Below are 12954 nucleotides of genomic sequence, written 5' to 3'. Positions count from 1 at the left end.
AGACCGCGGTGTGGTGTCTCAGCCGACGGGCGACTCGACGGTCCCGAAGGTGCGGGAACGCAGTGGCGAGCGCCAGGCGAGAAGCGCGCTGACGAGTACCGCCGAGGACATCAGGGCGTAGGCGTATCTAGCGCCTGCGGCCTCGGCCAGTAGCCCGCCTGCCAGCGCGCCCAGTGGTGTGCCTCCCCAGGCGAGCATCCGGGCAGTAGTGTTCACGCGCGCTTGCAGGTCCAACGGTGTGACCACCTGTCTGGCGGCGATGCCGTTGATGACCGTCAGCGTGTTGGTGAAGCTCCACAGCAGCAGCGGACCAATGGCCCACGGATGTGACGGTGAGACCGCGGTCAGCAGCAAGGCGACCGGATTGGCCGAGAGCGCGGCGATGGTGATCCACCCGATCGGTACACGATCGGTCAGTCTCGGCAGGGCGAGCGCGGCCAGGAAGGCGCCGGCTGCCGTGACCGCTATCAGGAGGCCAATACCTCTGCCATCCTCCGACAGCCCGAGCTCGCGAACGCCGTACACCACGAGCAGCGCGCTCACCGCGCCGCCGGTGATCGAGTTGCCGACGCCCAGCAGGGTGAGGGAGCGGACCACCGGTTGCCGCCAGACGAATTCCAGCCCTTCCCGGATGCCGGCGCGCAGTCCGCCCCGACTCTCGGCCCGTGCTCGGCCCGGGGCGTCGAACGATCTCCCGATGAGGGCCAGGAGCGCGCCGGCCACGACGTACGAGGCAGCGTCGAAGGACAGCGCAGGTGCGGCGCCGGCCACGGAGACCAGAGCACCGCCGATGACCGGTCCGCCGAGTCCGGCCAGCGTCGTCACGCTCCAGATCATGCTGTTGGCCGGTACGACGTACTCCCGGCCGACAAGTGCCGGCAGGGCTCCGAAGGCCGCGGCGTCGAACCACACGAAGCTGGTGGCGATGGCGGCGGCGACCAGGACGGCATGAACCGCCGAGAGTTCGCCGACCCAAGACGCGACCGGAACCGAGAGGAGCGCGACGGCCGACACCGCCTGACAGCTGAGCATCAGCCGGCGTCGGGGAAACCGGTCAGCCATCGCGCCCGCGATCAGTCCGAAGAACAGGTAGGGGACCACTTGGACCGCCGTGACCAGGGACGTCACCAGTGGTGAAGCTGTCACCTGGAAGACGAGGAGTGGCAGCGCGACGCTGGTGATGGCCGAGCCCAGTACGGCGACGGTTCGGGCGAGGAGGAAGTAGACGAAGGTCCGGTCGCGCAGGAGGAGCGTCCCGGCCGGGCGTGACACGGTCGGTCAGCCCCGCGGGTGCAGGCCGTCGGCGATGGCCGAAACGCCCTGGATCGACGCCAGCGTGCCAGGTGCGAACGTGGCGTTCCGTACGCCGACCAGCCGGCCGTTGCGCACCGCAGGCGTGCTGGCGAACGTGCGCTTCAGGTAGTCGACTGTCTGCTGCTCGTGGGTGTCGTCCTGTACGGCGAACACGAAAGCCTCCGGGTTGCGTTCGAGGACGACCTCGGCGTTGACCTCGGCGGCGTAGAAGTCCGCGAACCGCTGCTCGGTCGCGGCGAACACGTTCTGGCCGCCGCCGAGGCGGAGCATGTCGACCTCGATCGCAGCGCCGATCGCGTAGAGCTTTCCGCCTTCGTAGAAGACCTGAGCGGTTTTGACCGGCGTACGCCCGGCGATGCGTTCGGTCACCGCGGAGAGGCCGGCGCGGGCCTGCTTCTCGAGTTCGGCGGCCTGCTCGGCGCGGCCGAGCACCTTGCCGAGCGTTCGCACGTCCGTGAACGCGTCCTCGACCGTTCCGGTCGATCTCCGCTGCGCGCAGCCGGCGGTCGCGACGTACGGCGTTGCCCCGGCTTTGACGAGCTCGTCCTTGCCGGCGAAGCCTTGTTCGGTGTTGAACTCGTACTCCGTGCCGCTGTAGACGAGGTCCGGCGACTGCGCGATCAGGACCTCCTTGCTCGGTGGGGTCTTGGCTCCCAACGACTTGATCGACCTGATCTCGTCAGCCAGCTCCGGATCCGGTTCTGACGCTGCCTCCTGCGCCTGCGCGATGATCCGGTCCTTCAGGCCGAGGCGCAGCAGGATCTCCGTCTGGCCGGGCGAGAGACTCACGATGCGCTGCGGTTCCTTGGCGATGGTGAACTCGCGTCCGCAGTTCTTGATGGTCATCGGGTACTGCGCGCCGGTGGACTGACCACCGGGCGAGGGCTGCGGGCCGGCGGACACGGTGCCGCAGGCAACCAGACTGGCGAGCGCCACGGCCGTTGCGAGGAGAGGGCGGGTCGGTCGGTTCATCATTCGACGGGTTCCTTTGCGGGGGATTCGGCCTGGGTCAGTGCCAGCAGCAGTCGCCCGGTCCGCGGATGGACCAGTACGTCGCAGGTGATGCCGTAGACGGCCGCGACGCGCTCGGGCGTCAGTACTTCGTCGGGCGCTCCGACGCTGACGACGCGGCCTTGCTCCAGGAGGACGAGCCGGTCACAGTACGCCGCTGCGAGAGTGAGGTCGTGCAGTGCGACGATCGCTGTGACGCCGCGACGTCGTACCAGGCTGAGGAGTTCCAGCTGGTGGGCGATGTCGAGGTGATTGGTGGGCTCGTCGAGCAACAGGACCTTGGGTTGCTGGGCCAGTGCTCGGGCGAGCATGACTCGCTGACGTTCGCCGCCGGACAAGGTGGGGAGCATTCGCTCCTCGAGGTGGAGTGCGTCGACCTGGGCGAGACAATGGCGCGCCAGCGCGATGTCGTCCCCGGCGCCGCGTCGCGTCAGGGAGCGGTGCGGGATGCGACCGAGGAGGACGACGTCGAGGACGTTCAGCTCCACCTCGGTGACGTTGTCCTGGGTCAGTACGGCGCAGTGCCGCGCCACCTCGCGCGTCGTGGAACGCCATACGTCGAGATCGCCCAGCTGTACGACGCCGTCACGCGGACGGATCGCACGATAGATCGTGCGGAGCAGGGTGGACTTGCCGGAGCCGTTCGGCCCGAGCAGACCGACCACTTCGCCGGCGCGGACCTCGAGGTCGACGTCGCTGAGCACCGGCCGGCCGGACAACTCGACTGTGATGTCCTGCAGTTGCACCTTCACCCGACACCTCCGGCGGGCCGGCGGCGGAGCAACCAGAGGAAGAACGGAGCGCCGACGGCGGCGGTGACGATGCCGATCGGCAGTTCCTGCGGGGCGGCTGCTGTCCGCGCCACGATGTCGACGAGCACGAGGAAGATCGCTCCGCCGAGCGTCGCGACCGGGATCAGTCGCCGGTGATCGGCGCCGACCACGAGCCGGCAGATGTGCGGGACGACCATGCCCACGAAGCCGATGCCGCCGCTGACCGCGACCACCGCGCCGGTCAGCAACGAGGTGGCGAGCAGCATCTCGATACGGAACCGCGAGACGTCGATGCCCAAGGAGGTCGCGGTCTCGTCACCGGTCATCACCGCGTTGAGCGGTCCGACCCGCGCGAGGGCATGGACCACGCAGACGAGCACGATGATCAGCGGGATCACCAGCATCTTCCACGTGGCCGTCGACACGCTGCCGAGCAGGAAGAAGACCAGACCGGGAAGTTTGCCGTGCTCCGCGGTGACGGTGATCCAGCTGGTCGCGGCGCTGAAGAGGTAGGACAGCGCGACGCCTGCCAGAACCAGTCGCAGAGACTCGACGCGGCCGCCTCGTTGGGCCAGCACGAAGACGAGCAGTGCTGCGACGGCGGCGCCGGAGAACGCGGCGCCGGAGACGACGACGCCGGGCACCACTGCGCCCGCTGCCAGCGCCGCAACCGCACCCAAGGAGGCCCCGGAGGAGGCGCCGAGGACGAACGGATCAGCGAGTGGGTTCCTGATGACTGCCTGCAGGACCGTGCCGGCGACTGCCAGCGCAGCGCCGACGAGAGCTGCGAGCAGCGTCCGCGGGAGCCGGAACTGCCACACGATCTGGTCCTGCGCGAGGGACCACGTGGCGATGTGTTCGCCGGGGGCGAGATGGGCCCACAGGATCCTGGCCGTCGTACCGACGGGAACGGGCACCGGTCCGATCCCGGAGCTCAGCACGACGGTGACGGCCAGCACGAGCACCAGGCCCGCGACGATGGGCCGATGGCGACTGGTTGATGGCCTGGGCTGAGCTTCGCGGAGGACGCGAGCAGGTGGGGCGGAGGATGGACTGACTGACACAACAGGAAACGATAACCGTTTTCATTGCTGCCGTCATGTCGCGTGTCAGGTCCTGCCGGGAGGTGTCGGGTTAGTGGGTGGCTGGTTCGTGGTGGTGGGCGAGGGTTTGGTGTTGTCGGTCGCCGGCCTCTCCGGCGGGGCTGAGGTGCACGGTGGCGGAGACGAGGCGGGGGACGCCGTGGAGGAGGGCGTGTTCGGCGTCGACGGCGATCGCGTGGCCGGTGACCATGTCGAGTTCGGGGTCGACGGTGACGCTCGTTTCGGCGCGCAGGCGGTGACCGGTCCAGCGGAGTTGGAGGGCGGTGATCTCCCGTACTCCGGCGACGTCGCGCAGGGAGCGTTCGGCGGCGTCGACGAGCTCGGGTTCGACTGCGTCCATCAGGCGGCGGTAGATGTCGGTGGCGGCGCCCTTGAGGACGACGAGGATCGCGGCCGTGATCGCGAGGCCGATGATCGGATCGGCGAGCGGGAACCCGGCGAGGACGCCGAGCGCGGCGACGACGACGGCGAGGGAGGTGAAGCCGTCGGTGCGGGCATGCAGGCCGTCGGCGACCAGTGCGGCGGAGCCGATCTTGCGGCCGACGCGGATGCGGTACACGGCGACCAGTTCGTTGCCGGCGAAGCCGATCAGGCCGGCGGCGAGTACGACGTACGGCCTGGAGACCGGCTGCGGGTCGATCAGGCGGTGGATCGACTCGTACCCGGCGACGATCGCAGACAGGGCGATCATCGCGACGATGAAGACACCCGCGAGGTCCTCGGCGCGGCCGAAGCCGTAGGTGTAACGGCGGGTCGCCGCGCGGCGGCCGAGGACGAAGGCGATCCAGAGCGGTACCGCGGTGAGCGCGTCGGAGAAGTTGTGGATGGTGTCGGCGAGCAGGGCGGTCGAGTCCGTCAGGAGTACGACGACCAGCTGGGCGATCGCGGTCAGGCCGAGCCCGGCCAGGCTGATCTTGAGCGCCCGGATCCCTTCCGAACTGGCCTCGAGCGCCGAGTCCACCGAGTCCGCCGCATCATGGCTGTGCGGCCGGAAGACCGACAACAGAAACCCCTTGATCCCACCCGGATGCCCGTGCCCGTGCCCGTGCCCGTGGCCATGCCCGTGCCCGCGTCCATGTCCATGGCTGTGTTCGGTGGGCTTGTCGGGCGGGTTGTCGGTGGGGGAGGCGTTAGGGTCGGAGCCCTGGCCGGCATGGGAGTGCGTCATGAAGACCTCGCGAAGTAGGCGTCACGGTGCGTCGCACCGGCAGTTCAGGTTAGCATGTCGCATGCGTATATGCGCATGGATGCATGCATGAAGTCCGACGAGGAACTCGGCGCACCGACCGACGACCAGGTCACCGTGGCCGTCGACACCTTTCGGCTGCTCGCGGACCAGACCCGCCTGCGGTTGCTCTGGGCGCTCGCGGACGGTGCCGAGCTCGACGTGAGCACCTTGGCGGAGACTGTGGGCATGTCCCAGCCGGCGACGTCGCAGCATCTCGCGCGTCTGCGGTTGTCCGGCGCGGTCGACGTACGGCGTGACGGCCGCAGGTCGCTGTACTCGATCCGCGGCGTGCACCTGCGCCGTGTCCTCGCCGAGGCACTGTTCCACGCCGACCACACCGTCACCGGCGAACCGCCGCACAACTGAGGAAGAACGTTGGCTGGCCCAACAGACTGACGGTGAACGCGACGGGTCAGACCAGTGAGTTGCTGACGGCGCGGCAGTAGGCGCTGATCAGGGCTGCTGTGTCGGCGCCGTCCGGTGGGACCGCGCTGTGGGCGGCGCGGGAGAGTTCGATGACGGCCCAGTGGCTGTTCTCGTCAGAGGCCATCGCGGTGAGCTGCTCGTCGAGTGTGGCGGGGTCGGCGATGGCCAGCAGTTCGGTCAGGGCCTGCTGGAGTTCCTGGCGGGCCAGGAGGATTTCACGCGCGTTGTAGCGGCCCAGGTTGCGGTAGGCGACGAAGCTCGCCGTGTCGAAGAACTGGTTGAGGGTCGACTCCCGGGGATAGGTCGGGTACCGCTCGTGGAAGGCGAGGAGGGCCGCGGGCATGTGCTTGGCCAGGCCGGGCTTGGCGTACCAGAGGACTCCGACCGGGGTGTCGTCGGTGAAGGTTCCCGCGCCTTTGGTGAAGAAGCCGACGTTGACGGTTCGCGGCGAGTACGCCGGGACGCGTGAGCCGCTGGGCGCCGCCCGCAGGGGATCGAGACTGATGTCGATGCGGATGTCGCATTCGCTGGGCGCGATCGCGATGGCCTTGCCGAGGGAGCTGGTCGCGTCGCCCGGCCCGGAGTCGGCGTCGACGCAGACGATCTCGGTGACCTCGGAGATGCGGAGCAGTTCGACCAGCCCGGTGTTTTCCCAGTGTCCACCGTCGGTCAGGTAGAGGTAGGGGTCGTCGAGGTCGTGGACTCCGAAGAACTCCTTGAACAGATAGCCCAGCCCGGTGCGTGCGTAGCGGAGGTTGGCCTGGTCCTGCAGGCCGGCGGCTTCGAGTTGGGTGATGAAACGTGGGTTGGCGATCCATACGCCGAGCCGGATGTTGAAGAAGGTCAGCAGCATGCTGGTCGGCCCGATCTGGTACCGCCCCATCGCCGGGGAGACCGCGGCACTGGAGATGGCGACCGCCATCATCGTCGTGATCCGTTTGTGCAGTTTGTTGCCGAGCCGGTCGAGCACGCGGGTGGATGCGGCGAACTCGAGGGTGTTGCCGCGTCCGTCCTGGGGCAGATGCAAGGTCGTCCGCTCCGGGTCGAACGTCACGCTCAGAGCCGGGGTGCCGTAGTGGGTACGGACCGCACGCGAGCTCACGGTGCTGGTCGTGCACACCACCAGCGGCGTACGCGTCGCTGTCCCGTCGTGGTTGAAGGCGGACAGGCCAGGTTCACGCTTGGCCTTGTCCGTGCCGGCGACGTCGTCGTTCTCGTACGGCTTCACCCGTTGCTGATCCTGCGCGTCCCCGGTCCGATAGGTGGCGTAGGCCAGACGCAACTTGCCACGGTAGAAGGGGGCCAGGGCCCAGCTTTCGGGACTGGGCCCCAGGAGCGCCGCGGCCACGATCACCAGCGCGAGCACCCAGTTCCAGCCGGACTGCCAGCTGACCAGGTCTTGCCCTGACCAGCTCACCCCGTGCTTGGCCGCGGTCCACGTTGCCAGCGCTGCCAGGCCCAGCGCGACCACGATGAAGGCGAACCCGCCGAGCATCGGCGCGAAGCGCGCTGCCGGCTTCCTGAGGATACGGACGACCGAACCCACGACACCGGCGCCGGCTGCGGCGGTAGCGAGCAGCGCGGGCAACGACAGATAGGCGACCGCGCCGACCAGTTCGACGAAGGCCCACACAGTGATCGCGAGCAACGCTCCCAGTGCGAGCGCGGCGTACGCCGCTCTCTTGAGAGTCTGCAGCGTCAGCCGCGCCCACTGATGGTTCTGGGCGGGGCCGATGAGAAGCCGGCCGGCCAGGACCCAGAGCATCAGAACGGCGAATCCGACGAGCAGGAAGATGATCCCGGGCAGTGCGAGCGAGTGTTCCTCGACGAGGTCGTGCATCGCGCCCTTCCGCAGGGTGCCGTCCTGGTCCGTGAGGCTGCGCAGTGCCCAGCCCACAGGCCGGGAGATCGCCCAGAGCATGCTCAGCATCACCACCACGTTGACGGTCAGTCCGGCGATGATCGTCGCGAACACCGCTGGACGGTACGACGACTTCGCGGAAGCCTGCTCGTCCTCGCCCCTCCTGATCGCGTTGGTGGCGGCCGGGTCTGTGTCGGATCCTCGGGGCTCGTTCGACGCGAGGTAACCAAGGTTGTCGACCAGGTGCCGCTCTTCGGGGGTGAGCGATCCGTTGTCCTGCCATTCCCACGGTGCAGGGTTGAGGTCGCCGGGCTCCACTCGAGCAGGGTTCCCGCCGTCGGCGGTCTGGTAACCGGACCGCGAGATGCTCCAGCCCGCGGCCAGGTTCGAGCCGCCGGACACGGCGGTGACAGCACGAGCTCCGGACCAGCCGAGTACGCCGTCGTCGAGCGCCTGGAGTGCGCCGAGGCTGATCGACGACGCACGGATACCGCCACCGGACAGGGCGATACCGTACCGAGATCCCTCCGGCGGGGGAGGAGCGCCGCGTTTCGTCTGGGTGCCGGTCGCCTCCTGGGAGACCTCCTGTGAAGGCGGCGCCTTCGGGACCGTCGCGGCCGCTTTCCGGGCGTACACGGGCAGCGCCCAGGAGGCGAGCCGGACCCAGCGCGGCGTCGACCACCATGCGAACGCGCCGGCCGTGACGTAGACGACGGTCACGAGCAGGATGGCGAACTTCGCCCACGCACAGATCGCGGCGAACCGCCAGGGACCGTCCGAGGCTCCCCCGGCGAGCATCAGGATGTTCTCGGCGACATCGAGTACGCCGGCCACGACGACGGCGATGGCCACGGTGACGCGTGCCCGTCGTAGCGCGGGCAGCCGGAAGTACGCGCCGGCCCACAACGCCAGAAGAACGAGCAGGAGAACGTAGCAGGCGATGAACCAGAAGTCCTGCTGTACCGCCCTCGTGAAGGCGTCGTCGCACGCGCAGTCCGTCCACGCCTTGCTGCTGCCGGCGAGTTCGATGTCGACGATCGACTTCGACTGGCCCTCGAGACTCGCCGCGGCACCGAAGTGTGCGGCGGCGACCGACGCGAAGACGAGCGCCGACCACCGCAGTACGGCGAGCCAGTGGGGGAGCCGCGCGATGCGCGCGAGGAGCCGCTCGGCCCACGGGGGGATCTGACGATCCCGCATGCGTGCGACGGCGACCAGGAGAACCAGGCTCAGCAGGACGGCGAACACCAGGAAAGCGATGCCGACCGCCTGCGGCAGGAAGCCGTCCCCGCCGCCGTTGCCGAGAATCAGTGCGAGCAGCACAAAGACGCAGACGCCGACGACGAGCCACAGCACTCGACGCCCGTAGTGAAAGGCGACGTCCGTTTTCGCGTCCAGTCCGCCCGTCGGCGGATCCAGGAAATTCGTCATCTGCGCTACCCCCATTCGTCGGCACTGACTCGCGCCGACTGATCCGTTCGCCTATAGGAGGCCTGATCGGGGTGGCTGATACGCCTCCGCCAAGTCGTCACCAACTCGTTTCGGAGGCGGCCGCGTCTGCATTCGAGCAGTGCCGCTTGACCTTGACGCCGCGTCAACCCTCCATCCTGTGTGCGGTCGTTCCCCCACAGGAGGCAGATGATGACCGTTTCGCCGAACACCGAGCCCGCGATCCGTGTGCGGGGTCTGGAGAAGTCGTACGGGAAGCTGGAGGTGCTTCGGGGTGTGGACTTCGACGTCGGGCGGGGCAGCATCTTCGCGTTGCTCGGGTCGAACGGTGCGGGCAAGACCACGATCGTGAGGATCCTCGCCACGCTCCTGAAAGCCGACGCGGGGTCGGCGGGCGTCAACGGGTTCGACGTCGCCACGAAGCCGTCGGACGTGCGGGCATCGTTCAGCCTCACCGGGCAGTTCGCCGCCGTCGACGAGATCCTCAGCGGGCGGGAGAATCTCGTGCTGGTCGCGAGGCTGCGCCACGTGAAGGACCCGGACGCGGTCGCCGACGACCTGCTGCGGCGGTTCTCGCTGACAGAGGCGGCGCCGCGCAGAGTGTCGACGTACTCCGGTGGTATGCGCCGCCGGCTGGACATCGCGATGAGCTTGATCGGGGATCCGCCGGTGATCTTCCTGGACGAGCCGACGACCGGGCTCGATCCCGAGGCTCGCGTCGAGGTCTGGGAGACCGTGCGGGGCCTCGCCGGACGCGGTACGACGGTATTGCTGACGACGCAGTACCTGGAGGAGGCCGAGCAGCTCGCCGACCGGATCGCGATCCTCCACCGGGGCCGGATCATTGCCAACGGCACCCTCGCCGAGCTCAAGCAGCTGCTGCCGCCGGCCAAGGTCGAGTACGTCGAGAAACAGCCGTCCCTCGAAGACGTCTTCTTCGCGATCGTCGGCGACCCCGGCAGTGACAACCCCCGGACCACGTCGGAAAGGAAGTAGGGAGCAACCATGGCAACGCACTACGTCGGCGACACCGCCGTGCTCACCGGACGGACCCTGCGGCACGTCACGCGCAGCCTCGACACGATCATCACCACGGCGATCATGCCGATCGCGATGATGCTGATGTTCGTGTACGTGTTCGGCGGCGCGATCGACACCGGGCCGGTCCGGTACATCGACTACCAGCTGCCCGGCATCCTGCTCATCACGGTCGCGTCAGGTATCGCGTACACGGCGTTCCGGCTCTTCATGGACATGAAGAGCGGGATCTTCGAACGGTTCCAGTCCATGCCGATCGCGCGGTCGGGCGTGCTGTGGGCGCATGTTCTGACCTCCCTGGCCGCCAACGTGATCTCGCTGGTGGTCGTCGTGGGCGTCGCCCTGCTGATGGGGTTCCGGTCGGGGGCCGGCGTCGCGGCGTGGCTCGGTGTCGCCGGCCTCCTGTTGCTGTTCACGCTGGCTCTGACGTGGATCGCGGTCATCCCGGGCCTGTCCGCGGACTCCGTCGAGGGCGCGAGTGTGTTCTCGTATCCGCTGCTCTTCCTGCCGTTCCTGAGCTCGGCGTTCGTGCCCACCGAGACGATGCCCGGCCCGGTGCGCTGGTTCGCCGAGAACCAGCCGGTGACCTCGATCGTCAACACGATCCGCGCCCTGTTCGCCGGCGCCCCGGTCGGCGACGACGTCTGGATCGCGCTGGCCTGGTGCGTCGGAATCCTGGTGGTGGCGTACGGCGCAGCGATGGTCGTCTACCGCCGCAAGATCGCCTGAGGCAGTCTGGGACCCATGCTCACCATCAGCCAGCTCGCGTCGTACGCCGGGGTGACGGTGCGGGCTGTCCGGCACTACCACCAGGTCGGACTGCTGCCCGAGCCCGAACGCGATCGCTCCGGATACCGGTCGTACGACGCCTCGGCGGTGGTGCGGCTGATCCGGATCCACACCCTGGCGGATGCCGGCGTACCGCTGGCCCGGGTGCAGGAGCTCCTCGACGCGAGCCCGGAGGAGTTCGCTGCCGGCGTCGAGGAGATAGACAAGGGACTGCGCGCGGAGGCCCGGCGGTTGCAGGACACCCGCAAACGGCTCGCCAGGCTCGCGGCGGGGGAGCACCTGGCGCTGCCGCAGAGCGTCGTGGGCTACCTGGACCGGCTGCGCGGCCTCGGTGTCCAGGAGCGGTACATCGAGCTGGAGCGGGACGCCTGGATCATGATCGCCGCGCAGGTGCCGCATCTGGTCGACGATGTCATCGCCAAGAAGCACGAGGCGCTGGAGCACCCCGACATGGTGGAGCTCTACCGGATGGTCAACGAGGCACTCGACTGGCCGGACGACGATCCGAGGATCTACGAGATCGCGGACCTCCTGGAGCGTTTGATGATCGCTGCCGTGAAGGCCGGTGAGACGGGGAACGGGTACGTCGACGACCAGCTGGTCAACCTGATGGACACGTCCGTGATGGAATCCGCACCGGGGGCCGAGCGGCTGTTGGCGATCCTCGAGGAGCGGGGCTGGAAGGGCTGGACCCGCATCGAGCGAGTGCCCGCCGACAGACTCGACGCCCATCCCGGCGCGGAGGAGTAGCCCGACTGTTCCAACCGGCCGCGGGTCCACGTCGGCTGACGCCCGTCGTTCAGGTGCTAGTGGGTGCGTGGGTGGCGATCGCGCGGCGCAGACCGGCGCGGATCAGGGCGTCCAGGCGTTCCCAAGCGGGCGAGGACGCGTTGATCGAGGACTGGACGAGCCGGGGGAGTTCGGCCTCGGCCGAGTCCCGGGCGAGGTCGTCGAGGCTGTAGCGCTCGATCGCGGCGTCGACGACGCGCTCGGCGAGCTCGGCCAGGGCCGGGTCGTTCGGGTCGAGATCGTGAGCCCGGTCGTACTCGAGGTACAACCGGCCGAGGACGGGATCGGCCTGTGCCGCGGTTTGGTCGGTGAAGAAGCGGTGAGCGGTGTCCGGTGAGGTCGCGAACGTCAGGATCCACAGGTCGCGTTCCAGCCCGATCCACCGGTCGGAGAACCCGAGCTCGTGGAGACGCTCGAGATGCCGCTCGACCTCGCCCGGCAGGAACGGACTATGGCCCGCGCCGAGCTCTCGCAGCCGGGCCCGGGTGGCGACCAGTCGGTCGATGCGAGTGGTGAGGTCCGCCTCGAGCTCGCCGGCCGCGGACCGGAGTTCGGCAGTGGACCCCGAGGTCAGCGTCGCGATCCGGGCGAGCGGTACGCCGGCCTCCGCGAGGGTACGGATCTTGATGAGCTCGACCAGGTCCTGGGCGGAGTACCGTCGATACCCCGCTGCGTCGCGCGGGGGCTCGGGCAGCAGTCCTTTCGCGTGGTAGACCCGGATCGTCTTGGTCGAGATCCCGACGTACTGTGCGAGCTGGCCGATGGTGATCACCTGCCCAGGGTCCCGCATTTGACCTTGCCCCTGGGACAAGGTCGCAGCATGGCGTCATGACGAGTTTCGAGACCGACCGGGAGACCCTGCGCGCACTGGCCGACGAGGGCAACGAGCGCGCCCTGGACCGGCTCGCCGACCTCGCCGACGAGCGTAACGACGTCGACGAGCTGAGCGAGCTCCTCGACGAGGGCTGCGTGCGCGCGGGCGAGTTCCTGACACGACGAGCAGCCGCTGCGCACGACCTGCGCGAGCTGCAGCGGATCGCGGACGCCGGGTACGACGAGGCGGCGGACGTCCTGGACCGCCTCCTCGCGGGCACCTCCGACTGACGGACGACCGGGCGTACCACCCTTCGTGAGCATGCCGGGTGGGTACCGGTAGTCAGCCGCTTGCTGCGG

12 protein-coding genes are annotated in these 12954 nt (G+C 68.8%); 5 read left to right on the top strand and 7 right to left on the bottom strand.

All coding sequences use genetic code 11. The features are described 5' to 3' along the window. Positions 1–18: 18 nt before the first annotated feature. The 5 genes from BJY22_RS27715 to BJY22_RS27695 form a co-directional block, all read right to left on the bottom strand. Positions 19–1272, bottom strand: a complete 1254-nt coding sequence (locus BJY22_RS27715; RefSeq protein ID WP_167212268.1) for an MFS transporter — start codon at positions 1270–1272, stop codon at positions 19–21. Positions 1273–1278: 6 nt separating this feature from the next. Then, positions 1279–2289, bottom strand: a complete 1011-nt coding sequence (locus BJY22_RS27710) for an ABC transporter substrate-binding protein (protein WP_167212265.1) — start codon at positions 2287–2289, stop codon at positions 1279–1281. Beyond that, positions 2286–3077, bottom strand: a complete 792-nt coding sequence (locus tag BJY22_RS27705; protein ID WP_167212262.1) for an ATP-binding cassette domain-containing protein — start codon at positions 3075–3077, stop codon at positions 2286–2288. The genes BJY22_RS27710 and BJY22_RS27705 overlap by 4 nt, the downstream gene beginning before the upstream one ends. Beyond that, positions 3074–4063 (bottom strand): iron chelate uptake ABC transporter family permease subunit, encoded by a 990-nt coding sequence (locus tag BJY22_RS27700; protein ID WP_167212259.1) that lies wholly within the window; start codon positions 4061–4063, stop codon positions 3074–3076. Before BJY22_RS27700 ends, BJY22_RS27705 begins: the two co-directional genes overlap by 4 nt. Before the next feature lie 169 nt (positions 4064–4232). After that, positions 4233–5369: a cation diffusion facilitator family transporter gene (locus tag BJY22_RS27695; protein WP_167212256.1), complete on the bottom strand. Its 1137-nt coding sequence runs from the start codon at positions 5367–5369 to the stop codon at positions 4233–4235. A gap of 87 nt (positions 5370–5456) precedes the next feature. Between BJY22_RS27695 and BJY22_RS27690 the strand changes: the two genes are divergently transcribed. After that, positions 5457–5795: an ArsR/SmtB family transcription factor gene (locus BJY22_RS27690; protein ID WP_202891291.1), complete on the top strand. Its 339-nt coding sequence runs from the start codon at positions 5457–5459 to the stop codon at positions 5793–5795. Positions 5796–5841: 46 nt separating this feature from the next. On the opposite strand, the gene BJY22_RS27685 is transcribed toward BJY22_RS27690, so the two are convergent. After that, positions 5842–9147, bottom strand: coding sequence for a hypothetical protein (locus BJY22_RS27685; RefSeq protein WP_167212250.1), 3306 nt, complete (start codon positions 9145–9147; stop codon positions 5842–5844). Positions 9148–9354: 207 nt separating this feature from the next. Between BJY22_RS27685 and BJY22_RS27680 the strand changes: the two genes are divergently transcribed. Genes BJY22_RS27680 through BJY22_RS27670 form a run of 3 tightly spaced genes read left to right on the top strand, consistent with a single transcriptional unit; the run spans position 9355 to position 11742 of the window. Further along, positions 9355–10161: an ABC transporter ATP-binding protein gene (locus BJY22_RS27680; RefSeq protein ID WP_420371422.1), complete on the top strand. Its 807-nt coding sequence runs from the start codon at positions 9355–9357 to the stop codon at positions 10159–10161. Positions 10162–10170: 9 nt separating this feature from the next. After that, positions 10171–10932 carry an ABC transporter permease gene (locus tag BJY22_RS27675; RefSeq protein ID WP_167212244.1) on the top strand — a complete coding sequence of 254 codons (762 nt, stop codon included), beginning with the start codon at positions 10171–10173 and terminating at the stop codon, positions 10930–10932. 15 nt (positions 10933–10947) lie between these two features. Next, positions 10948–11742: a MerR family transcriptional regulator gene (locus BJY22_RS27670; RefSeq protein WP_167212241.1), complete on the top strand. Its 795-nt coding sequence runs from the start codon at positions 10948–10950 to the stop codon at positions 11740–11742. Between the two features lie 49 nt (positions 11743–11791). On the opposite strand, the gene BJY22_RS27665 is transcribed toward BJY22_RS27670, so the two are convergent. Further along, complete coding sequence (locus BJY22_RS27665) at positions 11792–12553, bottom strand: MerR family transcriptional regulator (protein WP_167212238.1); 762 nt, start codon at positions 12551–12553, stop codon at positions 11792–11794. 56 nt (positions 12554–12609) lie between these two features. Here BJY22_RS27665 and BJY22_RS27660 point away from each other — a divergent pair, with 56 nt between their 5' ends. Continuing rightward, positions 12610–12885 carry a hypothetical protein gene (locus tag BJY22_RS27660; protein ID WP_167212235.1) on the top strand — a complete coding sequence of 92 codons (276 nt, stop codon included), beginning with the start codon at positions 12610–12612 and terminating at the stop codon, positions 12883–12885. Positions 12886–12954: the final 69 nt, after the last annotated feature.

It is taken from the genome of Kribbella shirazensis, assembly GCF_011761605.1.
GTDB lineage: Bacteria > Actinomycetota > Actinomycetes > Propionibacteriales > Kribbellaceae > Kribbella > Kribbella shirazensis.
Note: the sequence above shows the minus strand (reverse complement) of the source record. Positions and strands in the feature narration are given on the sequence as shown.

Bases quoted from the DNA above. Each gene is read 5' to 3' on its own strand.
- BJY22_RS27710 (WP_167212265.1), bottom strand. From the start codon at position 2,289: ATGATGAACCGACCGACCCGCCCTCTCCTCGCAACGGCCGTGGCGCTC.
- BJY22_RS27695 (WP_167212256.1), bottom strand. From the start codon at position 5,369: ATGACGCACTCCCATGCCGGCCAGGGCTCCGACCCTAACGCCTCCCCC.
- BJY22_RS27690 (WP_202891291.1), top strand. From the start codon at position 5,457: ATGAAGTCCGACGAGGAACTCGGCGCACCGACCGACGACCAGGTCACC.
- BJY22_RS27685 (WP_167212250.1), bottom strand. From the start codon at position 9,147: ATGACGAATTTCCTGGATCCGCCGACGGGCGGACTGGACGCGAAAACG.
- BJY22_RS27680 (WP_420371422.1), top strand. From the start codon at position 9,355: ATGATGACCGTTTCGCCGAACACCGAGCCCGCGATCCGTGTGCGGGGT.
- BJY22_RS27675 (WP_167212244.1), top strand. From the start codon at position 10,171: ATGGCAACGCACTACGTCGGCGACACCGCCGTGCTCACCGGACGGACC.
- BJY22_RS27670 (WP_167212241.1), top strand. From the start codon at position 10,948: ATGCTCACCATCAGCCAGCTCGCGTCGTACGCCGGGGTGACGGTGCGG.
- BJY22_RS27660 (WP_167212235.1), top strand. From the start codon at position 12,610: ATGACGAGTTTCGAGACCGACCGGGAGACCCTGCGCGCACTGGCCGAC.